Source organism: Sporosarcina thermotolerans (assembly GCF_042658975.1).
Lineage (GTDB): Bacteria > Bacillota > Bacilli > Bacillales_A > Planococcaceae > Sporosarcina > Sporosarcina thermotolerans.
The window spans coordinates 53,427-77,552 of sequence record NZ_JBHSRM010000011.1; the positions used below are offsets into that span (position 1 = coordinate 53,427).

The window sequence follows — 24,126 nt, forward strand, 5'->3', positions numbered from 1 at the left end:
TTATAACGTGAATAGTATAGGAAACTATGAAAAAAGGAAGTGCTTTCTGTTGAATAAAAAAAAGCCTTTAACTTTAGAGAACCGGAAAGATGCCGAAGGACGTTTCATGGACAACCCTGAAAATTTACGTACTGAAAAGGAAAGCATCTATGATATGCACGAGGACATGCAAACGGTCGACCCGATTCCATTGGAGGATTTGAAAATGGAGGAACGTGAAGAGCAACACCATCATGAAACGAAAAGCAATTCGTCCAGCGAAGAAAAGTACAAATAAAAAGCAATGCCTCACCGAGTGTGAGGCATTGCTTTTAACATCATCGCTCCCTGTCGATATTCCCCGGGAAAAGTCGAAAAAAAGCGGATTTTACACCGTAGTTTTTGCCGCATTTCGTTTGGCCATGTTAATACCAAAAGTAATTAATAAGAGAATAAGAGCAACAGTTAGACCTATACTCATCCAAAAGCCCGACTGATTTGAAACGGATGAGAACATCATTGAGGCATACATTCCGACCTTCCACGGAGAAACAGTCCAAAAGGCGCCAATAACACTATCAATCACTTGTAAAACTAACAACACCAATATGGACAATCCTGCTGTCGCTCCCGTTGACAACCATGCGCTTAGTGAAAGAACGACCGTTACTGCGAGAATGATCCACAAGCTATATGTCACTAAGAATGCAAAAACATCCCCCGCCGCCACTGGGTTGAAAAGGATATTAATGTAATACCATGCCGCAAGGAATCCTAACCATACGCTACCTAAAACGATTCCATTGATGACAATCCATTTGCTTAAAAAGTAGCTCACAAAAGACATTGGACGCACATATAAAAGCGTTGCTGTTCCGCTTTTACGTTCACTTGAAATAGAACCCATGAACGCAAGGATGATGATTAAGATTCCAATTAACTGGTATTGACCCATCAATGAAATGAAAATATCCTCCCCCCGAAGTTGCGGCCATGTGAACTCCGTACCTTCCGGCAAATTCCCGACACTTTTCATGATCTCGGGTAGAAAGTGATTCGTGATTGGCTCAAGGATTCCGAAGATGATAAATACGATTGGAATCCAATACAGTTTAAAATTACGTGCGTTCTCACGCCATTCCTTACGTATTAAAACGCCTAATCCTTTCATTCCTCCATCACCACTTTCATGAAGATTTCTTCCAAGCTTGCAGTCTGCAATTCCAATTTACGGATTAAGAAGTTTTCAGAGTTAAGCAATGCAAGAACTTCCGAAATACCGACCTTTTCTTTTGTAGCATCGATAACCAATAGTCTTCTTTCCTTATTGAACGCCCATGAAGAAACTGCGCCGAATCTATCGGCTTCATCATTTGACTCGAACTCAATGAGAATACGAGGATTTGCGTATTTTTCTCTGACGGAATCCAAAGATCCGTTCTCCACAAGAGCGCCTTTTCTTAAAAACAATAGCTGATTTGTCATTTCCTCAGCATCATTCAAAATATGAGTGGAATATAGGATTGTCGTCTCCTGTTGCAATTCCTTCAATAAATTCATCACTTGCCTGCGACCCATCGGATCAAGTGCTGATACGGGTTCATCCAATAAAAGCAATTCCGGTTTATGGACAATTGCCTGCGCCAAACCAAGGCGCTGCTTCATACCCCCGGAAAATGTCCCCGTCCTCTTTTTCATCGCGTCTCCAAGACCGACAAATTCCAGTGTTTTTTTGGCTTCATCCAGTGATTTCCTCGTATCGACGCCGCTCAATCGCGCCGCCATCTCCGTGAACTCAAGTGCCGTCAGCCACGGGAAGAATTTTGGATACTGTGGAAGAAAACCGATGGATGCCCGGATATCTGCCTTCGGTTTATTTTGAAATAAAATTTCTCCTTCAGTTGGCGTGACCAGACCTGCAAGCATCGACAATGTCGTCGTCTTCCCTGCCCCATTCGGGCCGATCAAAGCCGTTACTGTCCCCTTTTCAAGCTCGAAAGAAATTGAATCAGCAACTTTATGACTCCCGTACGATTTTGTTAAGGTTTTCACTTGGAGCAACTGTGTCATTCTTGCCGCCTCCCAATGATGAAGTAAAGAATCGAACCTAAAAGATTTCCTAGCAAGATGATGAAAATCCACATGATGAATGGCCCATTCGTCTGCTTACGCCGGATGACATCGATAAGCGCAACCGCCATAAGGATAAGTTGAAGTACAAGAATCGGTAATATAAGATTCCAAGGTATATTTGCTAACTCCGCCATACAAGTCACTACCCTTTCCCTTGTTATATATACAGTATAACACCCTTGTTCTAACCTGTATATAACAAATTTCATTTTATTTTATCTGTTTTACTTCTTCGCATACGAATATCCCTCCAATTAATGTGATAAATATCACAGCAACTCCTCTATATTTTTTTTATGATGAACGTGTACGATTTTCTTAACTGCTATCATTCACATCATTGTATATACAACTAAACACATGATGTGGATTTTTTCTGTTGTCCTGAAAACTTTTCGGTGAAATTAGGGGTATATATAGTAAGAGCAACAAATTAGTTGTTTGAAAGGAGTGTGCCGCGTGCAAGATCAAAAATGGATACAGCAAATACGTGCGGGCGACCAAGCTTCCTTCCGGCAATTTTACGATGCGTATGCCGGTGCGGCAATCCGAACAGCCTCCGCCATCACACGCAATCGGGAAGTGGCAAAGGATGCTGTACAGGAAACATTCATCCGCGTCTTTCGACAAATTGAAAGTTATAATCCCGAACTTCCATTTGACCCATGGTTTTATCGCATATTGACGAATGAATGCCTTCGGTTAATGAAAAAAGAGGTTGCCAAGTTGGAGTTAGTTGATATAGGAGACAATCCATCCCTTGCGGAGGAGTCATTCGATCAATTATCGGATCTTTATGACGTGATTCAGTCCTTGGACGACATCCATAGGATTCCCATCATATTAAAGTATGTCAAAGGGTTTTCCGAAAAAGAGATTGCGGAAATCTTAGGGTTGAATCAAAACACTGTCAAGTCGCGATTATTCAAAGGAAGAAAGAAATTACTTGAACAATTGCAGCCTGGTGAAGAGGAGGAAGAATTCCAATGAGCAAATTCGACGAACGTATAAAGAACGACTTGGCTAAGCGGACAGATAAAGACGTTAGTGATATGAAGGATGAGATTTGGAATGGCATCAATCAAGAATTATTTGAACGGAGGAGAACTACGGTGAAACGAAAAAAACGATGGGTCCCTGCAGTTATCATTACGGCAGCCGCCATTATACTTGCATTCACTTTACAAACAGACTCGGGACTTGCACTGATAAAAAATATTAAGGATATGTTCGCACCTGAAAAAGAGATAATCCAAAGTATTGAGGGACAAGACGAGCCGACAAACGTCCATTTGAATGAAGGAAAGGATTCTGAGTACATCATTTATATTGATGAAACGAACTATAAAATGGTCAAAGGGAATGAGTCCGATATCATTACAACCATTGAACCACTTCCTGAAAAGTACCCGGAAGTAAGCATGGAAATCAAACAATATCCCGAGAATAAACCGGATGAGCTCATTAAGCAAATTGAGGCTGAACTGAAGAATGACTTCCCTGAGTTGCGACCTGTCGAATCAGTAACGGAACCTGTCGAAGGCTTCTGGCTACACGGGCTTACTGAATCGAAATGGGACGGTAAAGTTATCGATGTTTACGTTATAAGTAACGGTAAAAACGGAAGCTTTGTTATTACCGAGAAGTATTTCCTTGAAGCCGCTGAGGGACACGGTGCAAGGTTTTGGCATATGTTAAAGAGCTTTGAAATTGTGGAATAAATAGCATGGAGAGGGTGAAGTATATTCACTCTCTTTTTTTGTCGAAGAAATGAAGATTGATGAATTTAGTGCATATTCTATAGCAAAAAGGGGTATAGCTAAAAAGTAGATAGCGAGGAGGTTTGAAAATTGGATACTTTTATAAGAGTTTTCGATACGTTAATTATTCTATCGTATAGTGTCCTAATAGCATTCACCACACCATTCATCATGGGGTATCTAAAGAAAAGGAATTATGATATTTTCATCCAATTGATTCCTATCTTTTCTATCATTTTATTAAGTAGTTTTACAATTTCCATTGCAATTGGGGGGCTTCAGGAGCTGTTGTTCTTCAGAGTGGTATTCTGGATTTCAGTGATTGGCCTAACGGTTCTACTCTTGCTGACAGTTGCGATAAGAAATTTGTGGAAGGAAAAGTATGACGCTATCATAGAATGGATCCTTTCCCTATACTCAAAAAATGACCGAAGCTTCTCACTTAAATAAGTGAGAAGCCTTTTCGTTATGGTGTACAATATTTTTAGACAAATTAATGCCAAGGAGACGGTGGAATGTTAAAAGACCGGATTTATTATCAAGATGCTTATTTGAAGACATTTACAGCTTGGGTTATACATAGAAGTGAAGATGCGAATGGACGCCCATACGTCGTGCTCGATAACACCGCTTTCTACCCGACTGGCGGCGGGCAACCGCATGATACGGGGACGATTAATGGCGTTCGTGTAATCGATGTGGAGGAATTGGACGGTGAAATTCGCCATTTTCTTGAAGAGGATCTCCCTTCCGGCGAGGAGGTAAAGGGCGTTATCGATTGGGAGCGACGCTTCGATCATATGCAACAACATGCGGGCCAGCATATTTTGACTGCCGCGTTTGTTGAATATTTCGGGTTTCAGACAGTCAGTTTCCACCTGGGAAATGGGGTTGTTTCCATCGATTTGGACGTCGAGGACGTTTCGGCAGATCAGTTGGCGGCTGTAGAAAAGCTTGCGAATGGGATCATTTTGGAAAATCGTCCGATTGAAACGAAATGGGATCCTACTGAGGATGAACTCACCCAATTTTCACTGAGGAAACAGCTTGCGGTCACTGATGAAATCAGGCTTGTAATCATACCGGGGTTCGATTACAACGGATGCGGCGGCACGCATCCAAATTCAACTGGACAAGTCGGGCTGATCAAAATATTATCGACTGAAAAGCAAAAACGACAAGTCCGTGTCCATTTTGTATGCGGCGGAAGAGTGTTGCAACAATTGGGTCGCAAACACGAAGAGTTGGCAATTGCTTCAAGATTGCTGAGTGCACCTGAAGATGGGGTTGGCCATGCCATTGAAAAGCTATTGGTGACAAATCAGGTTTTGGAGAAATCCTTGGAAGACACGAAAGTTGCTTTGTTGGAGTTTGAAGCGAGTGAACTGCTTGTTAGTCGAAGTGGAAGGATCGTGGGAGCTTCTTTTTCCGCTAAAACAGTGCAGGAACTTCAAAAATTGGCGCGTTTACTTGTTGCCAGCGATGACTCAATCATTGCCCTTCTTGTTGGAGATAATGAAGAGAAGCTACAATTTGTAGCCGCTCGCGGTGCAACTGTCGAGGTTAGTATGAAGGAGGTATCCTCAGCCGTGTTGCCCCTCATCAACGGAAAAGGCGGCGGAAATGATGCATTCGTGCAAGGCGGCGGTGAGCGGATCATGTCGGGAGAAGAGTTTTTAGACAGAATGAGGGAAGTTGTTGGGGAGTGACGTGGGTAGATGGTGACCTGGAGGGGTTATCACCGACTCTCGAGGGTTTATCACCGACTCGCGGCAGTTTATCACCGACTCTCGGCAGTTTATCACCGACTCGGGGGTTTACCACCGTTTACCAGCGGTTTATCACCGCTTAAAGTCACTTTATCACCGGTTGTGAGAACTTTATCACCGCTTAGAAGCACTTTATCACCACTTAGCCGTTTAATGGACACAATTCGACATAAAAAAGCTGCCGTCCTTTCGGATGGCAGCTTTTCATTCAATAATCAATACGCTCTTGCAAACCAGACCGTATGCTTCGCTTCATTTCCACAATTGATGCAAGTTGACTTCTCAGCTGGTGGATTGAATGGAATGTTTCGCGTTGTGAACTTCGTTTCTTCTTTCACGTTGTCCTCACACGCATCATCGCCGCACCAACCAGCAAGAATCCATCCAGGGATTTCTTCTTTTTCCGTAGAATCCGTGATGTGCTTCTTCAACCCTTCAAGATCGTCGATATGCGTATGGGAATGCTCTGCACGGAATGCACGCGCTTTTTCAAGTAGACGTGTTTGCATCGTTTGCAATTCCTGTTCAATACTTGCAACAAGATTTGCCAAATCGACAGCAACTTTTTCACCCTCATCACGTGCCTTCATAAGGGCTTGATTATTCTCTAAATCACGTGGTCCTAATTCAACACGAACAGGTACACCTTTTAACTCCCACTCGTTGAATTTATATCCAGGCGATTGGTCGGAATCGTCAAGACGGACACGGATACCCTTCGCTTTCAATTGAGCAAACACTTCGTCCAATTTTTCCATGATGGCAGGGTTCTTCTTCCAAGGACCAACCGGTATCAACACAACTTGTGTAGGTGCGATACGAGGTGGCAATACGAGACCTTGTTCATCACCGTGCACCATGATGACGGAACCGATTAGACGCGTTGAAGTTCCCCATGAAGTAGTGTGGACGAATTCATGACGGTTTTCCTTCGTCAAATACTTGATGTCGAACGCTTCCGCAAATTTTGTGCCCAAGTAGTGGGAAGTTCCTGCTTGTACAGCTTTCCCGTCCTTCATCATCGCCTCGATTGAATACGTGTCAACCGCACCCGCGAAACGTTCTGAAGGTGTTTTTTGGCCGTCGTAAACAGGAATAGCAAGCAATTCTTCAACGACTTCCTTATAAATATTCAACATTTGCATCGTTTCTTCGCGCGCTTCTTCCTCATCAACATGCGCAGTATGCCCTTCTTGCCATAAAAACTCAGATGTGCGGATGAATGGTAATGTCTTCTTCTCCCAACGGAAAACGTTCGCCCATTGGTTAATCAAAACTGGGAGATCACGGTAGCTTTTCACCCAATCTGAATACAAATGACCAATCATTGTTTCGGATGTTGGACGTAGTGCAAGACGCTCTTCCAACTTCTCGCCTGCTGCCTCTGTCACCCATGGAAGCTCTGGAGAAAATCCTTCAATATGATCTTTCTCTTTTTGGAAGAATGACTCAGGAATCAACATCGGGAAATACGCATTACGGTGTCCCGTTTCCTTAAATCGTCTGTCCATTTCAGCTTGGATATGCTCCCAAATTTCGTAGCCGTCTGGTTTAAAAGCGATACATCCCCGGACTGGTGTATAGTCCATTAAATCTGCTTTTTGAATTGTGTCGATGTACCATTTTGAAAAATCGTTTTTCTGATTGCTCATCTAATTTCCCTCCTTGAATAATAAAAAGCGCAAAGCTGTCCCTAAAAATAAGGACGTCTTTGCGCTGGATAGACGTGGTACCACCTTCATTTGGCCTGAAAAAGTAGGCCCTCGAACGTTTGTTAACGAAAACGACTCGGTCATGTTTTCATGACATCTCTGTGGTAGGGTTCAATGAAAAGCGGTGGTATAGCTCTCAGCAGGTTGCTATACTTTCTGTTTCACAATTTCCACTTACTTGGCCACTTCTTAGATTCCATATTGCTTATAATATACCAAATAGCTCATGGATATACAAATGCATTCGGAAACCCACGTTTCATCCAGCTACCTTGGATTAATCTGAATGTCTGCTATAGTATATGTATAACTACTGGATGGAGGAAATTAAGTTATGGAAAATCTACCAAATTGCCCAAAATGTAACTCTGAATATACGTATGAAGACGGTAACCTATTTGTTTGCCCCGAATGTGCGCACGAATGGACGTTGGAATCACAGGAGGCTAATGCTGAAGAGGCTGTTATCAAAGATGCAAACGGCAATGTCCTAAATGACGGCGACACAATCACTGTCATCAAAGATCTCAAAGTAAAAGGCAGCTCAAGTGTCGTCAAACAGGGGACAAAAGTGAAAAACATCAAACTGGTTGAAGGTGATCATGACATTGATTGCAAAATTGACGGTTTTGGTGCAATGAAATTGAAATCAGAGTTTGTGAAAAAAATCTAATTTAGAGACCGCTGAAACTTTGAATCAGCGGTCTTTATTGTTTCAGTAGTACCTCTTCACAAATTCTACACGATGTTCCTTCAATTTACCTTCTATCCCAGAACGAAATACTCTTATGTATCCATTTTCGGGAAGCGCTATTTCTTTGCCATCTTTAAACCTGAATTCATACTTTGGCAAGCCTGCCGAGAGGTCGAACTTTACTATCTCCAGCTCATCCCAAGTGTATGATTGCCGATCCGTCCAAATCGACTCCCTGAATGCAATTGAATCATTCGCAAACAACGTATAGTTCTGAGCGGCGCTTGCAAAAAATGCTACGCTTATGAGCAAAATTGAAATGCTAATGATTTTCGCAACTTTGCTAAGATCCAATATGGATAGGATAAACGCTGATCCGAATAAAAACAGGAAACCAAACCCATATAACAGATATGCCTTGCCTGGTACATAGACGACCCACCCTTGCAATCCGTGCATATTTGAAGCAATAAACGTCGGCATTGGTAGCAATAAGATCGGCGACATGATTAGGATAACAATGGCAATGACCATGAAGATATGCCGCGCCCCATAGTTATACATTCTTTCCCCACCCCCAGTTCCTCTTCATGAAAAGTCCTCAACTATTTACCACTATTAGTTTTAAAGTATTGCAAAAATTCTATCATAGATTACAATTATATGAAAGAATAATTGTAAGGAGGCATGAAATTTGGGGAGTGTAAAAGAAATTAACTGCATTTATATACCTACAACAAATACGGAAAAAACGGCCCACTGGTATATAAATAATCTTGGGTTGGAATTAACAGCGCCCATTACTGAAAATCAAGCACAACTTCGAATTCCTTCAGGTACCTCTATTTTTCTAATAAAAACTTCCAGGCCAACAACCCTCAACTATTTAGAAATAAGCGGTACAGTGCAAAGCGCACTAACACTTGAAGTGAATGACTTTCATATCCTATATCTCCGAATGAAAGACAATGGAGCGAATGTTTCGGATATTGAGGATAATGGCAGCTGCGGTCTTAATTTTTATGCTTATGATCCGGATGGAAATAAACTTGATATTTGGAGTGGCTGGCCGTCACAGTAACTAGTGAAAGGAAATGGAATATGGACATTCGAACAGAAAGAATAGATGCATTCAAAGTTGTTGGTATGACTTTATCCGTTTTATTGCGTGAGGAGCGAAAGAAGAAGTTGATCACTACCTTGCATGATGACTTCAATAAACGGGTTCATGAAGTAAAAAATCGGGTCAATCCTTCAATAGGTTATGGGATTTTTATCGACCCACCCAATTACAATCCAGAAACCGATCCCTTTACATGGATTGCGGGAGTGGAGGTAGATGACGTTACCAACCCACCGGAGGAGATGAAAGGCTTTGCATTTCCTGAACAGCTGTATGTAATAACAACTTATGAAGGACCGAAAGGAGAGGCGGGCAATCTGTATGGTGCACTTTATAACTGGGTAAGAAACTCGGAATATCAGATTGCAGGGGATTATGGAGTGGAAGTATATTCTGACGACATTCAGAAGTTGGACCCTAACCAGATTAGGATGGAGCTTTGCCTTCCAATAGAAAAGAGAGTTCAAGAAAACTAACATTTGTATTCCAAACGAAAGACTTTTTTCATGATCTCCACATAACTAACTTCACAAACCATCCTATGTTCCATAGCCATTGGTTGCATTTCAGAGTAGCCTCCTCTATAATTTTTTCAATAAAGCAATTGGACAGATGTATCCATCCAATTACGGAAGGAGAGGCTAAAAAATGTTAAAAACAACTGTATTCGAACAACTGAAACAAGCCATGAGAGAAAAAGATGTTCTATCCAAAGGTGTACTGACACTTTTAAAGTCCGCACTTGACCTCGCTGAGAAAGAAAAAGGTTCCGCGTTGACTAAAGAAGAGGAAGTCGCTATTGTAAACCGCGAAATCAAACAAACAAATCAAGCATTAGAAGGGGCTGAAAAGGCACAGCGTGAAGATTTGATCGAACAGGAAAAAGCGAAGTTGGTATTGCTAAAATCATTCTTGCCGAAACAATTAAGTGAGGAAGAAGTAACCGCCCTACTCACAGAAGCAGGAGTTACAAAGGGAATGAATATGGGCGACGCCATGAAAATCGCTAAACCATTACTTGCCGGAAAAACTGACGGCGGAACGATGTCAAAGGTAGTAAAAAGCCTTATATAGTATATATAAACAGCCCATCCGGAAAATATAGTGGATGGGCTTTTCTACTTTTAAAAGGCGGTATGACGCGAATACATAATACTTTACTTATCCAAACACCTTGTTATAATGATAGTATAACAGAATGCTTTGAAGGAGGACCAAATGAAAAGAATTTCACTAACTTTTTGTTTACTTATAAGCGCCATTTTACTAGTTACCGGATGCAGTAAAAAAGAAAAGGAGCTGGATTCATTGGGGGCAATTGAAGGGGTATGGAACGGCACCATCAATATTCCGAATCAACCATTGTTAGTATCGCTCACTTTCACAAAGGAGAACGGAACAATCAGCATTCCCTCACAAGGACTGCAAAACTTTCCTTTGGCGGGTGTTACATTAAACGGGTCAGAATTAGTCATTCAAATGACGCTTCCAGGACAACAGATTACGTTTGACGGCAGTGTTGAGAAGAATAAGATATCAGGAACCTTTACCCAACAAGGCCAATCCTTCCCGTTCGAACTGACAAAAGGCAGTTCAGAAGAGACTCCGGATACGGGAGAAGCTGTACAAATCGATTTAAATGAAGGTAAGATGACCGGCGTTCTGGAAGTACCGAAAGGCGATGGACCTTTCCCACTAATGGTCATTATTGCTGGCTCCGGACCTACAGATCATAACGGCAATTCACCTTTAATCCCGGGTAAAAATAATAGCCTGAAGATGCTCGCAGAACAGCTTGCGGATGAGGGCGTTGCGAGTATTCGTTACGACAAACGGGGAGTTGGTGTGAACCAAAGTTTAGTCGGCAATGAAGAGGATCTCCTGTTTGATGACTTTATCAATGACGCAGCTGCGTGGGTTGAATTCGCCAAAAACGACAGTCGTTTTTCAAAGGTCGGTATCATTGGCCATAGTGAAGGTTCACTACTCGGTATGGTAGCCGCAGAAAAAACAGATGCGGATGCATTCATCTCCATCGCCGGAGCCGGAAGATCAATTGATCAAGTCCTTCTGGAGCAGCTTGGACCACAGCTTCCTGTTAACTTACTCAAAGAATCGGATGATATTTTGCAAAAGCTGAAGCAAGGCGAACAGGTGGAAAAATTCAGCGCTGAGCTCCAAAGTCTGTTCCGTCCATCCGTTCAACCCTATATGATATCTTGGTTGAAATACGATCCTGTGAAAGAACTTCAAAAACTTTCATCGCCTGTTCTTATTATTAACGGAACAAGAGACTTTCAAGTTCCGGTCGGTGACGCAGAACGACTTCATGAAGGTAAAAAGGATTCAAGGCTTGCCATTATCAAAAACATGAACCATATTCTGAAAGAGGCACCTGAAGATCAGGAAGGGAACATGGCAACTTATATGGACCCTAATCTTCCTTTGGCTAAAGGTTTAATGGATGAAATCATAGATTTTTTAAAATAAATACAAGTAAAATGCGAGCCTTCCCTGAATGATCGGCGAAAGGCTCGCTTTTATAATGAATGGTACTGTAAAACTTTATTTGTTCTTGTCCTCAAATTCTATTTTCGTCCCATCATCAATACAAACCACTACTTAAGTGCTACCTTTACTATCTCTTCTCCAAACTTCACTTCAAAGTACTGATCGGAGTCAGCAATTTTTTTCAAATTTACACTATGAACAAGTACACTATCTTTAATTAAACCCATGAAACGCAAAATAACTTCATTGGTAGCTTCTGTTGCCGAAAGGTGAATCGATATATATTTCTCAACAGGCAAATTGATTTTCTTGCGGGTATCTTGAACCGCCCTTATTAATTCCCTGACTCGGCCTTCTTCTAACAATTCCTCTGTAAGCTGTGTATCCACCAAAACTTTTACATGCTGATCACCTGCCAAATCGAAGCCCTCGGTAATTGCATATTCGATATTGATATGTTCTTTTTGCAATGTTATGTTTTGACCATTTACATCGATTTGCAGCTGACCATTATTAATTAACGATATCTTCTCCTCTCGAGAAATATGTTCCAAATATGATTTAATAGCATTTACCAAATTTCCGAATGTCACGCCTGCTGTTTTGAAATTAAGCTTAAAATGAGTGGATTCATATTGCGACAAATCCTCTGTATAGACAACCTCTTTCACATTCAACTCATCTTTGATTATATTCGTGTAGGCCTGAGAAAGACGTTCCCCTTCCCTACAATAGACAATCATTTTCTGTAATGGCTGCCTAACCTTTATATTATTTGTATTCCGGATACTTCGGCCAAGTTCGACTATCTTCAGGATAGTCCTCATATCATCCTCTAATTCGTTGTTAATCATCGAGTCATCACTCGAAGGATAGTCTTGTAAATGAACACTATTTTGATGTAGCTTCACATAAAGATCCTCTGCAACATAAGGTACAAACGGTGCCAACAACCTGCTAATTGTGCTTAAAGCCTCAAACAGTGTTGAATAAGCAGCTAGCTTATCCTCTGAAAGACCAGCAGCCCAAAAACGATTTCTTGATCTTCGTATATACCAATTACTCAACTCTTCGACTAATGTAGCAATTTCACGTGTCGCGTGGGTGAATTGGTATCGTTCCATATTGACAGTGACGAGCTTCGTCGTACTATGAAGTCGTGAGAGGATCCATTCATCCAATATCGTCCTCTTCCCAACCTGTTCTTTATGATAGACATACCCATCTATATTCGAATATAGCTCAAAAAACTTGTAGATATTATCCAATGTATCAACCAACTTCGATTTTGCATCTTGCACAATCTTTTTAGAGAAGCGTTTTGGATTCCATGGCGAACTATCAACCAAGAAAGCCCATCGCAGTGCATCTGCCCCATATTCTTCAAGAAGCTCCATCGGATCTAAGGCATTTCCTTTACTTTTAGACATTTTCTGCCCATGTTCATCCAGCACATGCCCGAGTGACAAGACATTCTTATAAGGGGCTTTCCCAGTAAATAAGGTTGAAACAGCTAGTAGACTATAGAAAAATCCTCTCGTCTGATCTATTCCTTCAATTACTACATCTGCAGGGAATTGTGATTCGAACTTTTCCTTATCTCCAAAAGGATAATGGTACTGCGCAAATGGCATCGAACCACTATCAAACCAAACGTCAATGACTTCAGGTGTCCTTAGCATGACACCTTTACATTTCGGACAGGTGCACTCCACTTCGTCGATATACGGCTTATGCAATTCGATATTGTTGGAAACCCGTGATTTGGCTATTTTTTGTAGAGCTCCAATATTGCTTGGTGCTTCTTCATGCTCGCAATCAGAACATACCCAAACGTTTAAAGGTGTACCCCAGTAGCGGTTTCTACTAATATTCCAATCAACAAGGTTTTCAAGGAAATTACCGAACCGGCCATCCTTAATATGCTCTGGATACCAAGTTACAGTTTCATTGTTCTCAAGCATTTTCTCCTTTAAAGATGACATATTGATAAACCAACTATCTGTTGCATAGTAAAGCAACGGAGAATCACATCTCCAGCAATGCGGGTAGCTGTGCTCATATTTTTCCTTATGATACAGTTTTCCTTGTTCCGAAAGCATCTTAATGATGTCGATATCACAGTCCTTTACAAACCTTCCCGCAAGCTCTACAACGTCTTCTGTATAACGCCCTTCCTGATCTACAACATTGATAAACGACAATCCATTTTGTTGAACGGTTTTATAATCTTCTTCCCCGTAAGCTGGGGCGACGTGGACAACACCTGTACCACTTTCTTCTGTTACATAATCAGCTACGACAACTTGATGGCCTTTCTCGACAGATACATAATTAAATGGCGGCGCGTAATGTACGCCTTCAAATTCCGCACCTCGATGTTCACTTAACAGAAGCGCATCGTCACCAAGCACTTTTTCAACAAGTGATTTGGCAACAATATAAATTACCCCATTCTTTATAGCACGCACGTATGTTAGTGTGGGGTTCATGGCAAGTGCCACATTTGCAGGCAATGTCCACGGTGTTGTCGTCCAGCCAAGAAAATATTCCTCTGCATCAAGACGCTTAAACTTTACAGTCGCTGATAAGTCCTTAACATTTTTATAGCCTTGTGCCACCTCATGTGAACTTAAAGAAGTTTGACAGCTTGGGCAATACGGGGATACACGATGACCTTTGTACAATCGTCCATCTTTATGAACTTTACTTAAAATGTTCCATACACTTTCAATGTACTCGTTGCTTAACGTCATATAAGGGTCATCCATGTCGACCCAATAGCCTAATTCCTCCGTGAAAGAACGCCATTTCTTCTCATATGTGAATACACTTTCTTTGCATTTGTTGATAAAAGGCTCCACGCCATAGCGTTCGATCTCCTGTTTCCCTGAAATTCCAAGCTGTTTTTCAACTCCTAATTCAACAGGAAGACCATGCGTATCCCAACCCGCTTTTCTTTCGACCTGGAATCCTTGCATCGTTTTGTATCTTGCCACTACATCTTTTATCGTCCGTCCCAAGGCATGACCTACATGGGGCAAACCATTAGCTGTTGGCGGTCCTTCATAAAACACAAATGGCGTCTTCCCCTCTCGGAATGTAACAGATTGACTAAAAATGCTTTCCTTGGACCAATAGTTTCGAATACGTTCCTCACGCTGAACAACTGTTTCTTTCATTCGTTGATTGTTCATTGATATCGCTCCTAACTTTTTTATAAACAGCACACAAAAACCCCGTCCCAAGAAAGGGACGGGGTTAACCGCGATACCACCCTAATTCTATTGATCCGATCAATAGCACTTAGCAACGTACAATCATACGTGTTCCTGTTAACGGTGGACTTCCGATTAGACTTAGTGAACGAATTCAGTCTAACTTCTCAGAGAGGATATTCACGTAACACTTGAACACTGACTTGCACCAAAATGTCAGCTCTCTGTAGATCAAGGGGAAACGCTACTTTTTCTCATCAACGAATTTGTATGCTTTTATTGGAATTGATTGTAACAGAATAAATAAAAATTGTCAAACTTATCTTTGTATTCAATTGTATTAGACAAGTGGGTCTCCTTTTTTGTGGATAGTCAACTTCGCATGAAACCTCTGGCTATTTTGGAATTTGTTTTATTGACGCTCGTAAGGGTCTGTGATATATTTATCTTGAATTCGAGATACTTTAATTCGAGATAAAATACTTTGCTAATAACTATGTAATGAACAACTATATATATTAAGGGCATTTTCCTTTGTATTTATTAATAAGTCATACCACACACTAACAAAAAGGAGTAAAGAATAATGAAAAAACAAACTACCGGCATTCATCACATTACTGCAATTGTAGGACATCCTCAGGAAAATATTGACTTCTACGCGGGCGTGCTTGGCTTACGCCTTGTAAAGCAAACAGTTAACTTTGATGATCCAGGTACGTATCATTTGTATTTTGGTGACGGAGGTGGAAATCCTGGAACAATCATCACATTCTTCCCTTGGGCAAACGCATACCAAGGTCGTATCGGTGACGGTCAAGTCGGTGTAACGGCATACGCCATTCCTGAAGGATCCATAGACTTCTGGGTGAATCGTCTTAGAAAATTCGACATTTCTTTCACAGAAGTGGAACGATTCGGGGAAAAGGTTGTACAATTCGACGATCCACATGGCCTTCACTTGGAATTGGTGGAACGTGCTAAAGGTCCGACGAATGATTGGACATTCGGTGATGTAACACCTGATGTAGCGATTAAAGGATTTGCCGGAGCAACATTGTACTCAAGCCGTCCTGAAGAAACTAAAGCGACTTTACTAAACGTCATGGGGTTGGAGGAAATCGGTACAGAAGGCGATTATACACGCTTTAAAGCAAGCTCCGAAATTGGCAACATCATCGATTTGAAAATGGTCACAGACGCTCGCGGTACAATGGGCGTTGGCACAGTTCACCATATTGCATGGCGTGCTATTGATGACCAAGATCATTTGGAGTGGCAAAAATATGCCCAAGAAAACGGGCAACTTGTGACAGAAGTAAAAGACCGCAATTACTTTAATGCAATTTATTTCCGTGAATCAGGTGAGATTCTATTCGAAATTGCGACAGATCCACCAGGTTTCGCACATGATGAATCAATCGAAACAATGGGCAAAGAATTGAAGCTTCCTGCTCAATACGAACAGTTCCGTGATAGATTGGAGCACTCACTCATTCCGATTGAAGTACGTCCTTTAGATTAACATAACAGTAAACTAAAAAAGGCAATCGAATTGGATTCGATTGCCTCTATTTATGATTTACTGGTTTCCTTTTTTAACCCATTCTGAGACTGTAACTGTACGTTTAGCCTGATGCTTCACAGCACCCTGCACATCCTCAATCATTTTTCCATCTTGGCCGACTGTTACACTTGTCCCGTAAGGATTTCCGCCTGCTCCGAAAATGATCGGGTCAGTATAACCTGGCGTTGCGATAATAGCACCCCAGTGCATCATTGAAGTGTAAAGGGATAGCAATGTAGCTTCCTGTCCACCATGTGGATTTTGTGCAGAAGTCATAGCACTTACTACTTTATTAATCGTCTTTCCACTCGCCCATAAACCGCCTTGGATATCGAGGAATTGCTTCATCTGGGATGGCATATTCCCAAATCGTGTAGGTACGCTGAAGATGATTGCATCTGCCCATTCAAGATCCTCTGATGTTGCAACTGGAACATCCTTTGTAGCGTTAACAGTTGCTTTCCAAGCTTCGTTGCTATCGATTACTGACTGTGGAGCTAACTCCTGTACTTTTACTATTTTAACTTCAGCGCCGGCCTCTTTTGCACCATCCGCTGCCCATTTTGCCAATTGATAGTTCGTACCGCCCATACTATAAAATACTACTGCTAGTTTTACATTTGTCATTTTTTCTGGCTCCTTTGTTTTTCCAAATAGTCTAGATAAAAAACCCATTTTCACACCTGCATCCTTATTATTTTTTCATCAACAGAATTACTTGTGAAAATATTTTTTCAGCACAGTACTGTCTATATAATTACCCAACAGAAAAAGTTTTATTCCACCTATCGGTTTTACATCTTGGAAAGTTAAAGTTGGGAGTCATTCAAAGTCTTCGATTTACCCTTCTCTTCACTGAAATTGTTAAGTATACTTAACTACAAAGAGTGGTTTTGCAAAAGTTGACTGTATTCTGAAGCGGAGGGCAAATCAAAGATGATTACACCTATATTTCGGATTTTTGATGTCGAAAAAGCGCAGGAGTTTTATTTAGATTATTTGGATTTTCAATTGGATTGGCAGCATCAGTTTGGGGACAACATGCCCCTTTACCTTCAAATTTCAAAGAATAAAATTGTTCTGCATCTTTCCGAACATCATGGTGATGCATCTCCCGGTGGTTCAATCCGCATTAAGATACAAAATGTAAAGGACTATCATGACTATCTATCGAAAAAAGGATATCGCTACGCTAACCCCGGTATCGAAAAAACGGCTTGGAATACGATAGAGTTTTATGTTACCGACCCATTTTCAAATAAAATTATATTTTACGAGGAATGTAAGTAAGAAGTTTTCGGAGGTGATTGAATTGGAGAAGAACAATGTAAATATTGTTCACTGGACTTTGTTGGATCATAGGCAATGGAATATATATATGGGGGCGACATCAGGAGGACTTTGTTATCTTGGCCCACACAATGCCCCATTCGATGAACTTGAGGAGTGGGTGAAGAAACGGCTTCCGGATCACCTTCTTGTAAAAGATAAGGCTGCACTTGAACCTTATGCTTTGGAATTAATCGGCTATATAGAGGGAAAACTGAAGGATTTTACGTTGCCACTGGACCTCCATGGAACTTCATTCCAACAATCAGTTTGGAAGGCTCTAATGGAAATTCCCTATGGTGAGACAGTCACTTATTCTGATATAGCGGAAAGCATCCAAAAACCAAAATCAGTCCGCGCGGTAGGTACTGCCATCGGCGCGAATCCAATCCTGATTACCGTTCCATGCCATCGCGTTATCGGAAAGAACGGTAAATTGACAGGGTTTCGAGGCGGTTTAGAAATGAAGAAGCAGTTATTAGACTTGGAAACACAACACAAAATTAGTAAGTAAACAAAGGAGTTCAAATTGATACAAAAACTCGAGGCGAAAAATCATGCACAGCCGTTCAGAGGTCCATTCACAATTACACGTGTCCAACCAGGTGATATTTTAAGGAACAAAACTTCGGATACTGCATTTGGACCGTTAGCTATCATTGATCATGCGGTTATGAAAAAGGGCTTAACGGTTAAAATGCATGAACACGTCAATGATGAAATACTGAGTTATATAAGCACAGGTGTCACGCATCACAAGGATTCAGCTAATTTTGAAGCACCGATTGCACGTGGGCAATTAATGATGATGAATGCAGGGGTAAGCTTTTGGCATGAGGAAAAAGTAAAAGAAGATGAAGTGGAAATGCTTCAAATCTTCGTTCGACCGAATGCAACAAATCTTCCACCCAAAATTCAGTTCCATAACAAACCAACAGACAATCACGATTGGTATGTCATGGTGGGGCCTGAAGGAAGCGATGCACCTCTTTACGTCAGGCAAAACGTCTACATTTTAGACGCACACCCGAAAGCTGGCGAAGAGTTGGAAATCCCAGTATATTTAGGCCTTACACCATTTCTATATGTGATGAATGGCGAAATAACGGTTCAAAATCTTACTGTAGGTAAAAAAGAGGCGGTAACGGATTTAGAAGTTCCGCTTCCACCTATAGTCGCGAATGAAGACACGACACTTGTATTATTCTTTGTCGATATGAATGCAGAAATGTCTATGGATGGGACAATTAGTGGGTTGAAGGAATAATAAAGAAGCATAAATGCTTGGAGAAACGCATAAACGGCTTGGGATGAAGGATAAATTCCTGTAATGACGCATAAATCGAGAAAAAAACGCATAAACAACGCTGAATCACGCATAAACGCCGCGAAATACGCATAAAAATTATTTATGCGTATTTGTACAGATTTATGCGTGATTTGTAGGCTTTTTGGGCGATTCTTATGAAATATGCTCACATTCACCGACATTTTTGATCAACGGTTTTATGCGCAACCCTCCTATATCCATAACCACTTCCAGATCTCTTTCGGTGTAGCGTTCTTCCCGTGCATCAACATTCCAATTTCAAACACTTTCCCTGCCGCTTTCATCATTAGCCAAACCGTCGCGAGGAGGATGACTACGCTAATGCTAATTTCCATCCATGGCCATTCTTCCACTAACGACAAACGCATAATCCAAACGGCTGGCGACGTAAATGGAATAAATGAGCCGACCTTTGCAATGATACCACTTGGATCTCCGAAAATCGGACCGATAAAAACTAACGGAAGAAACGGGAGCATCATAACAATTCCTTGGAAATTACCCGTCGTTGTCATATCTTCCACGGTCGCTCCAATTGCAACGAAAATTGCCGCGAATAATAGATAGCCAGCAATCGCAAATAAAACCAATAGCAGCAATTGCGGGACGAATAAGTACTCAATGATTGGCAATTCGCTCTTCCACACGAAAACTGGTAATCCAATCGCCAGCCAAACAGCAACTTGCGTCATTCCTAACACAAAATAGCCAATAATTTTCCCTTGCATTAACTCTCCCGGTGTTACGGAAGATAAAATGACTTCTGCCACTTTCTCTTTCTTTTCCTGTGAGGCAGAAGTGAAAATCATCATTCCAGTAATCACACTCGAAAGTAATATAATTGCTGCGAACAAACCAGGTATAGCCCGCTTCAGCGAATTATCGCCTCCCTCTACCACCCCCATTTCTCTTCCATTATCCTGCCATTCAGCCTTCTGAACAGAAATCCCCTTCGCAATTACACTTTTCTGATCTTCGGATAAGTCGAGCCGAGCCAATTGAAGTTGACGTAAAGGGCCTTCCAGAACGATTGCTTCATAAAGAAAGCTATCACTTACATCTTTGCTTTTATATACTTGAATGGCCCCTTCATCCAATGCTTTCTCGGTAAAAGGAATATACACAACATTTTCTTCGCGAATCACTTGCTGCCCCATATCTGACTCATTTATGTTAGTTATTTGGACAATCCAATTTAACTGTTCAGATTTCACAAGTCGGTCGATTTCATTTGCAACGCCTAACTCATCAAGAATGAAAACGTCTACCACTTCTTTGGATTCATTTCCATTGAGTAACTGAGGAATGAGCATGAACAACAAAAAAGCAATAGGCGTTAAAAATAATGAAATAACGAAAGACTTATTCGTCATATTTCTTTTAATCTCCCATTTAGCTACCTTAAAACTATTACGCATTAATAGCAGCCCCCTCTTTAACGGTATGTTGGTCCGTTGCTATATCGATAAATATTTCATGCAATGAAATCCGGTCGATGGATAGCTCTTGAATTGATAAAGACTCAGGCAACTGCCTTAGCCAATTTGGTATGATGACGTCTTGCGCCAAATGAATGATTGCCAAACCATCTTTTTGCTCTACCCGGCTTACACGCGGAAGTTGCTTTAATAATGCCAATTCATTCTCTCCACGAATCGTGCATTTAAAGTTTGCATACTCATTTTTCACATCCGTTAGTGTCCCATCAATCACTTTTTGCCCCCGATGAATCATAAATAATCGATCGCATATTTCTTCAACCATATTCATTTGGTGGGAGGATAATAAAATCGCTGTGCCATTTCTAGCAAGTTCCTTAATTTCATTCTTAAAAACTTCCTGACTGACAGGATCCAATCCGGAAAAAGGTTCGTCTAAAATAAGTAATTCCGGCTCATGGATGATAGATCCAATAAACTGTACTTTTTGCGCCATCCCCTTTGATAATTCCTCAACTGAAACTTTCTCTTTACCTTCAAGGCCGAGCTTTTTTAAATAATGAAGTGTACGCTCTTTGGCCTTTTTAACTGGATAGTCTTTCAGCTCCGCCAAATATAAAATCATATCCATTACTTTAACATTCCGATAAAGTCCACGCTCCTCCGGCAAATAGCCGATTTTATTGCGTGGTATTTGTCCTTCTTTGTGATTATGAAACTTTACAACTCCTTCGTCCGGATAAAGGATCCCCATGATACTTCGGATCGTTGTTGACTTCCCAGCACCGTTTGGCCCTAATATTGCCATGATTTCCCCCTTTCTCACTTCAAAGGAAATACCTTCGATGATTTTCCTATTCTTGAATGACTTCTCCAAGCCTTCAACTGATAGAACGACTTCCACTTTACTCCCAACTCCTTTTATTTATTTTTTTCAAACGATGATAATAGGTCGCCACTAATGTCATAATGGAAGGAATTGTGATTGCAAACGAAAGGGCAAAAGCCCATGTGCTAATTGTGTGAACAATTCCGTAAGTGAATGTCTTCGTTAGCCACAAAGCAAATGTCACTGCAACACTATAAATGACAATCGTTTGAACGGGAATAGCCGAACGAACAATTTTTTCTTTAGACGACTCCGTATCACTATAAATCGGTGTAGTTCCCTTATTCGCCTTAAAAATATGCATATTGTAGTCTGAACAAACATGCGTCCAACCTGCATAAGCAAACATCTCGAAATACTCATCTTTCTCATCTAACTCCAACTGACGATAATCAATGCTAAAAATGACATCTTCACTTTCGCCTTTTTCCAACTCGTACCCCGCAAAGCGGAACCGTTTTAATTGCCAACCCATCAATGCATTACGTCTTAACATTTTCATATCGGCCTTTTCGGAAAAAGCGAGGCCATTTGACGCCACATACTTAGTCTTGCTCATTAAATACTCCCCCTCTCGAGCCCTTTTTCTGCCATCTCAATCATCACTTTTCGTCGCGCGATATCCGCTTTTAGTGCTTGTCTTCCTATTTCAGTCAACACATATACCTTCCGTCGCGAATCAGATTCATCTTGTAATACGATGAACTGTTCCTTGAGCAATTTTTTAATGATCGTATATAACGACGCAGGGCCAATTACAAATGACCCTTTAGTCGTTTCCTCCACTAGACTCATTACAGCATACCCGTGCCGTGGTTCCGAAAGTGAAGCCATAATATAAAAAACAGAATCTGTTAACGGCTCAAATGATTCCAACTAAAAAACCTCCTCTATATCACTTTCCGATATATCTAATTATGTTATATCACAAAGTGATATATATTGGCAATGCATATTATTTACTTGTTTAGAATTAATCGAAAAGTTCTTTGGAGGATCTATAAGGCGACACTCATTAATCGAGGGAGAATAATCATTTATAATGACAAAGAAGCATAAATGCTTGGAGAAACGCATAAACGGCTTGAGCTGAAGGATAAATTCCCGTAATGACGCATAAATCGAGAAAAAAATGCATAAACAACGCTGAATCACGCATAAACTCCGCGAAATACGCATAAAAATTATTTATGCGTATTTGTACAGATTTATGCGTCATTCGCCGATTTTATGCGTATTAAATAACAATAACCCCGTTCCAGTAAACTGGAACGGGGTTTATTTTATTACTTCGTTAGTTGCCCATTTTCGAACACTACTTCACCGCCGACAATAGTCGTTTTCACTGCCCCTTTATAGGTTTTGCCAATGTAAGGAGAGTGTTGGTGACGGTAGAATAGATCTTCCTTTTTCAGCTCGAAGCTTTCGTTCAAGTCAATAAGTGTCAAATCAGCATCATAATTAGCTGCGATTGTTCCCTTATTTTCTAAACCGAACAGTTTTGCTGGGTTTGTTGCTGTCAACTCAACGATTTTTTCCAACGGAACATTACGTTTGAAATGCCCTTCAGTAATTAAAATGTTTAAGCTGGACTGTGCTCCTGATATACCGCCCCAGCCGTCGAAGATATTGTCTTTAATCACTTTCATGGATGCTGGTGCTGGAGAGTGGTCAGATCCGATTGTAGTGATTTCACCTTCAGCAACTGCTCTCCACAAATCTTCCACTTCGTCTTCGTCTCGTAGAGGTGGCGCACATTTTGCAATTACGCCTTGTTCTTCAATGTCTTTCACTGTCAATGACAAGTAATGTGGGCATGTTTCAACTGTAACGTCAACGCCACGTTGTTGCGCTGCTTTGATCACTTCCACGACTTTTCGGCTACTTGCATGCACGATATGAAGCTTACATCCAGTCAGTTCAGCATACGAGATAATTCTTCTTACAGCTTCAATTTCCGAAATGATTGGTCGTGATTCGACATAATCCCTTGCCGTCACCTTACCAGCTTCAATTTTTTCTTTTGCAAGTTGATCACACATAACTGTACTCTCTGCGTGTACAGCCAAAATGGATCCTAAAGATGCAATCTCTTTCATCCCTTTATAGATCGTTTCATCGTCTACATTGTTGAAATCAGCAATTCCACTTGGTGACATGAAAGCCTTGAATCCAATTACGCCATTTTCATGAAGATCTTTTAAGTCAGCAATATTTTCAGGTACAAGTCCGCCCCAGAAATATGGATTTACGATAGATTTTTCAGCTGCAAGTGAACGCTTGAGCTCCAAGTTTTCTTTATTGATAGTCGGAGGCGTGCTATTTAGTGGCATGTCAAAGAATGACGTTGCCCCGCCAGCTGCCAAGCTTCTGCTTCCTGTTTCAAGTCCTTCCCACTCAGTTCTTCCAGGTTCGTTAAAGTGAACATGAGAGTCGATCATACCAGGGAAGATATGTAGCCCTTCTGCGTTAATTTCACGATTTGCCGTTCCTTCCAATGATTTGCCCGTAGACACTTCCACAATTTTTCCGTCTTTAACTGCAATATCACCTTGAACCGTAGTATCTGCTGTTACAATTGTTCCATTTTTAATAAGTAAATCATAAGTAGTCATAATTGAACTCCTCCAGATGTGAATTTTTCTTTCACCTATCTCGTAAATATTATACCAG

At 41.1% G+C, this 24,126-nt stretch carries 26 protein-coding genes and 1 other annotated feature; of the genes, 14 read left to right on the forward strand and 12 right to left on the reverse strand.

Annotation, left to right across the window (positions count from 1 at the left end; translation table 11 throughout):
- The first annotated feature begins 49 nt into the window (after window positions 1-49).
- Window positions 50-277: a hypothetical protein gene (locus tag ACFPZG_RS06655; protein WP_283733304.1), complete on the forward strand. Its 228-nt coding sequence runs from the start codon at window positions 50-52 to the stop codon at window positions 275-277.
- 90 nt (window positions 278-367) lie between these two features.
- Here ACFPZG_RS06655 and ACFPZG_RS06660 read toward each other — a convergent pair whose 3' ends face one another.
- The 3 genes from ACFPZG_RS06660 to ACFPZG_RS06670 are packed head-to-tail and all read right to left on the reverse strand — an operon-like array spanning window position 368 to window position 2,246.
- Window positions 368-1,150, reverse strand: a complete 783-nt coding sequence (locus ACFPZG_RS06660) for an ABC transporter permease subunit (RefSeq protein ID WP_283733305.1) — start codon at window positions 1,148-1,150, stop codon at window positions 368-370.
- Entirely contained in the window at window positions 1,147-2,049 is a 903-nt protein-coding gene (locus tag ACFPZG_RS06665; protein WP_317941171.1) for an ABC transporter ATP-binding protein, read from the reverse strand. The genes ACFPZG_RS06660 and ACFPZG_RS06665 overlap by 4 nt, the downstream gene beginning before the upstream one ends.
- A complete protein-coding gene (locus ACFPZG_RS06670) occupies window positions 2,046-2,246 on the reverse strand; it encodes a PLD nuclease N-terminal domain-containing protein (RefSeq protein ID WP_283733306.1) in 201 nt (66 codons plus the stop codon). Before ACFPZG_RS06670 ends, ACFPZG_RS06665 begins: the two co-directional genes overlap by 4 nt.
- 325 nt (window positions 2,247-2,571) lie before the next feature.
- On the opposite strand from ACFPZG_RS06670, the gene ACFPZG_RS06675 reads away from it, so the two are divergent.
- The 4 genes from ACFPZG_RS06675 (at window position 2,572) to ACFPZG_RS06690 (ending at window position 5,581) form a co-directional block, all read left to right on the forward strand.
- Window positions 2,572-3,102 (forward strand): RNA polymerase sigma factor, encoded by a 531-nt coding sequence (locus ACFPZG_RS06675; RefSeq protein ID WP_283733307.1) that lies wholly within the window; start codon window positions 2,572-2,574, stop codon window positions 3,100-3,102.
- Window positions 3,099-3,833 carry a hypothetical protein gene (locus tag ACFPZG_RS06680; RefSeq protein WP_283733308.1) on the forward strand — a complete coding sequence of 245 codons (735 nt, stop codon included), beginning with the start codon at window positions 3,099-3,101 and terminating at the stop codon, window positions 3,831-3,833. The genes ACFPZG_RS06675 and ACFPZG_RS06680 overlap by 4 nt, the downstream gene beginning before the upstream one ends.
- A 129-nt stretch (window positions 3,834-3,962) precedes the next feature.
- Entirely contained in the window at window positions 3,963-4,322 is a 360-nt protein-coding gene (locus ACFPZG_RS06685) for a hypothetical protein (RefSeq protein WP_283733309.1), read from the forward strand.
- Window positions 4,323-4,387: 65 nt separating this feature from the next.
- Entirely contained in the window at window positions 4,388-5,581 is a 1,194-nt protein-coding gene (locus ACFPZG_RS06690; protein WP_317941172.1) for an alanyl-tRNA editing protein, read from the forward strand.
- A 275-nt stretch (window positions 5,582-5,856) separates the two neighbouring features.
- On the opposite strand, the gene proS is transcribed toward ACFPZG_RS06690, so the two are convergent.
- On the reverse strand, window positions 5,857-7,293 hold the full coding sequence (proS, locus tag ACFPZG_RS06695; RefSeq protein ID WP_317941173.1) for a proline--tRNA ligase: 1,437 nt from the start codon (window positions 7,291-7,293) through the stop codon (window positions 5,857-5,859).
- A 394-nt stretch (window positions 7,294-7,687) separates the two neighbouring features.
- On the opposite strand from proS, the gene ACFPZG_RS06700 reads away from it, so the two are divergent.
- Window positions 7,688-8,026 carry a zinc ribbon domain-containing protein YjdM gene (locus tag ACFPZG_RS06700; RefSeq protein WP_283733310.1) on the forward strand — a complete coding sequence of 113 codons (339 nt, stop codon included), beginning with the start codon at window positions 7,688-7,690 and terminating at the stop codon, window positions 8,024-8,026.
- A 42-nt stretch (window positions 8,027-8,068) separates the two neighbouring features.
- Here the strand turns inward: ACFPZG_RS06700 and ACFPZG_RS06705 are convergent, their stop codons facing one another.
- Complete coding sequence (locus ACFPZG_RS06705) at window positions 8,069-8,611, reverse strand: hypothetical protein (RefSeq protein WP_283733311.1); 543 nt, start codon at window positions 8,609-8,611, stop codon at window positions 8,069-8,071.
- A gap of 130 nt (window positions 8,612-8,741) precedes the next feature.
- Here ACFPZG_RS06705 and ACFPZG_RS06710 point away from each other — a divergent pair, with 130 nt between their 5' ends.
- From ACFPZG_RS06710 to ACFPZG_RS06725, 4 genes are all read left to right on the forward strand, one after another.
- A complete protein-coding gene (locus ACFPZG_RS06710) occupies window positions 8,742-9,128 on the forward strand; it encodes a VOC family protein (protein WP_283733312.1) in 387 nt (128 codons plus the stop codon).
- A 20-nt stretch (window positions 9,129-9,148) separates the two neighbouring features.
- Window positions 9,149-9,646, forward strand: a complete 498-nt coding sequence (locus ACFPZG_RS06715) for a GyrI-like domain-containing protein (protein WP_317941174.1) — start codon at window positions 9,149-9,151, stop codon at window positions 9,644-9,646.
- A gap of 172 nt (window positions 9,647-9,818) precedes the next feature.
- Window positions 9,819-10,244 carry a GatB/YqeY domain-containing protein gene (locus ACFPZG_RS06720; protein ID WP_283733315.1) on the forward strand — a complete coding sequence of 142 codons (426 nt, stop codon included), beginning with the start codon at window positions 9,819-9,821 and terminating at the stop codon, window positions 10,242-10,244.
- Between the two features lie 144 nt (window positions 10,245-10,388).
- Complete coding sequence (locus tag ACFPZG_RS06725; protein ID WP_283733316.1) at window positions 10,389-11,660, forward strand: alpha/beta hydrolase family protein; 1,272 nt, start codon at window positions 10,389-10,391, stop codon at window positions 11,658-11,660.
- Between the two features lie 128 nt (window positions 11,661-11,788).
- Here ACFPZG_RS06725 and ileS read toward each other — a convergent pair whose 3' ends face one another.
- Window positions 11,789-14,863, reverse strand: coding sequence for an isoleucine--tRNA ligase (gene ileS, locus ACFPZG_RS06730; protein ID WP_381426450.1), 3,075 nt, complete (start codon window positions 14,861-14,863; stop codon window positions 11,789-11,791).
- A gap of 66 nt (window positions 14,864-14,929) precedes the next feature.
- Window positions 14,930-15,169, reverse strand: a binding site (T-box leader).
- A gap of 316 nt (window positions 15,170-15,485) precedes the next feature.
- Between ileS and ACFPZG_RS06735 the strand changes: the two genes are divergently transcribed.
- A complete protein-coding gene (locus ACFPZG_RS06735) occupies window positions 15,486-16,424 on the forward strand; it encodes a ring-cleaving dioxygenase (protein ID WP_283733318.1) in 939 nt (312 codons plus the stop codon).
- A 57-nt stretch (window positions 16,425-16,481) separates the two neighbouring features.
- Here the strand turns inward: ACFPZG_RS06735 and wrbA are convergent, their stop codons facing one another.
- On the reverse strand, window positions 16,482-17,093 hold the full coding sequence (gene wrbA / locus ACFPZG_RS06740; RefSeq protein WP_283733319.1) for an NAD(P)H:quinone oxidoreductase: 612 nt from the start codon (window positions 17,091-17,093) through the stop codon (window positions 16,482-16,484).
- 309 nt (window positions 17,094-17,402) lie between these two features.
- Here wrbA and ACFPZG_RS06745 point away from each other — a divergent pair, with 309 nt between their 5' ends.
- From ACFPZG_RS06745 to ACFPZG_RS06755, 3 genes are read left to right on the forward strand one after another with little or no spacing between them, the layout of a single operon-like run.
- Window positions 17,403-17,756 carry a glyoxalase superfamily protein gene (locus ACFPZG_RS06745; protein WP_283733320.1) on the forward strand — a complete coding sequence of 118 codons (354 nt, stop codon included), beginning with the start codon at window positions 17,403-17,405 and terminating at the stop codon, window positions 17,754-17,756.
- Window positions 17,757-17,778: 22 nt separating this feature from the next.
- A complete protein-coding gene (locus ACFPZG_RS06750; RefSeq protein ID WP_381426446.1) occupies window positions 17,779-18,309 on the forward strand; it encodes a methylated-DNA--[protein]-cysteine S-methyltransferase in 531 nt (176 codons plus the stop codon).
- 15 nt (window positions 18,310-18,324) lie between these two features.
- Complete coding sequence (locus ACFPZG_RS06755; protein WP_283733321.1) at window positions 18,325-19,062, forward strand: pirin family protein; 738 nt, start codon at window positions 18,325-18,327, stop codon at window positions 19,060-19,062.
- Between the two features lie 254 nt (window positions 19,063-19,316).
- Here the strand turns inward: ACFPZG_RS06755 and ACFPZG_RS06760 are convergent, their stop codons facing one another.
- The 5 genes from ACFPZG_RS06760 to ACFPZG_RS06780 form a co-directional block, all read right to left on the reverse strand.
- Window positions 19,317-20,543, reverse strand: a complete 1,227-nt coding sequence (locus ACFPZG_RS06760) for an ABC transporter permease (protein ID WP_317941176.1) — start codon at window positions 20,541-20,543, stop codon at window positions 19,317-19,319.
- Window positions 20,536-21,468, reverse strand: coding sequence for an ABC transporter ATP-binding protein (locus ACFPZG_RS06765; protein ID WP_317941177.1), 933 nt, complete (start codon window positions 21,466-21,468; stop codon window positions 20,536-20,538). The genes ACFPZG_RS06760 and ACFPZG_RS06765 overlap by 8 nt, the downstream gene beginning before the upstream one ends.
- 1 nt (window position 21,469) lies before the next feature.
- Window positions 21,470-22,012, reverse strand: coding sequence for a DUF2812 domain-containing protein (locus ACFPZG_RS06770; protein ID WP_317941178.1), 543 nt, complete (start codon window positions 22,010-22,012; stop codon window positions 21,470-21,472).
- Window positions 22,012-22,329, reverse strand: coding sequence for a PadR family transcriptional regulator (locus ACFPZG_RS06775; RefSeq protein ID WP_317941179.1), 318 nt, complete (start codon window positions 22,327-22,329; stop codon window positions 22,012-22,014). Before ACFPZG_RS06775 ends, ACFPZG_RS06770 begins: the two co-directional genes overlap by 1 nt.
- A gap of 410 nt (window positions 22,330-22,739) precedes the next feature.
- Window positions 22,740-24,068 carry an allantoinase gene (locus ACFPZG_RS06780; RefSeq protein WP_317941180.1) on the reverse strand — a complete coding sequence of 443 codons (1,329 nt, stop codon included), beginning with the start codon at window positions 24,066-24,068 and terminating at the stop codon, window positions 22,740-22,742.
- Between the last annotated feature and the right edge of the window lie 58 nt (window positions 24,069-24,126).

Bases quoted from the DNA above. Each gene is read 5' to 3' on its own strand.
- ACFPZG_RS06660 (WP_283733305.1), bottom strand. From the start codon at position 1,150: ATGAAAGGATTAGGCGTTTTAATACGTAAGGAATGGCGTGAGAACGCA.
- ACFPZG_RS06665 (WP_317941171.1), bottom strand. From the start codon at position 2,049: ATGACACAGTTGCTCCAAGTGAAAACCTTAACAAAATCGTACGGGAGT.
- ACFPZG_RS06670 (WP_283733306.1), bottom strand. From the start codon at position 2,246: ATGGCGGAGTTAGCAAATATACCTTGGAATCTTATATTACCGATTCTT.
- ACFPZG_RS06680 (WP_283733308.1), top strand. From the start codon at position 3,099: ATGAGCAAATTCGACGAACGTATAAAGAACGACTTGGCTAAGCGGACA.
- ACFPZG_RS06690 (WP_317941172.1), top strand. From the start codon at position 4,388: ATGTTAAAAGACCGGATTTATTATCAAGATGCTTATTTGAAGACATTT.
- proS (WP_317941173.1), bottom strand. From the start codon at position 7,293: ATGAGCAATCAGAAAAACGATTTTTCAAAATGGTACATCGACACAATT.
- ACFPZG_RS06700 (WP_283733310.1), top strand. From the start codon at position 7,688: ATGGAAAATCTACCAAATTGCCCAAAATGTAACTCTGAATATACGTAT.
- ACFPZG_RS06705 (WP_283733311.1), bottom strand. From the start codon at position 8,611: ATGTATAACTATGGGGCGCGGCATATCTTCATGGTCATTGCCATTGTT.
- ACFPZG_RS06715 (WP_317941174.1), top strand. From the start codon at position 9,149: ATGGACATTCGAACAGAAAGAATAGATGCATTCAAAGTTGTTGGTATG.
- ACFPZG_RS06720 (WP_283733315.1), top strand. From the start codon at position 9,819: ATGTTAAAAACAACTGTATTCGAACAACTGAAACAAGCCATGAGAGAA.
- ACFPZG_RS06725 (WP_283733316.1), top strand. From the start codon at position 10,389: ATGAAAAGAATTTCACTAACTTTTTGTTTACTTATAAGCGCCATTTTA.
- ileS (WP_381426450.1), bottom strand. From the start codon at position 14,863: ATGAAAGAAACAGTTGTTCAGCGTGAGGAACGTATTCGAAACTATTGG.
- ACFPZG_RS06735 (WP_283733318.1), top strand. From the start codon at position 15,486: ATGAAAAAACAAACTACCGGCATTCATCACATTACTGCAATTGTAGGA.
- wrbA (WP_283733319.1), bottom strand. From the start codon at position 17,093: ATGACAAATGTAAAACTAGCAGTAGTATTTTATAGTATGGGCGGTACG.
- ACFPZG_RS06745 (WP_283733320.1), top strand. From the start codon at position 17,403: ATGATTACACCTATATTTCGGATTTTTGATGTCGAAAAAGCGCAGGAG.
- ACFPZG_RS06760 (WP_317941176.1), bottom strand. From the start codon at position 20,543: ATGCGTAATAGTTTTAAGGTAGCTAAATGGGAGATTAAAAGAAATATG.
- ACFPZG_RS06770 (WP_317941178.1), bottom strand. From the start codon at position 22,012: ATGAGCAAGACTAAGTATGTGGCGTCAAATGGCCTCGCTTTTTCCGAA.
- ACFPZG_RS06780 (WP_317941180.1), bottom strand. From the start codon at position 24,068: ATGACTACTTATGATTTACTTATTAAAAATGGAACAATTGTAACAGCA.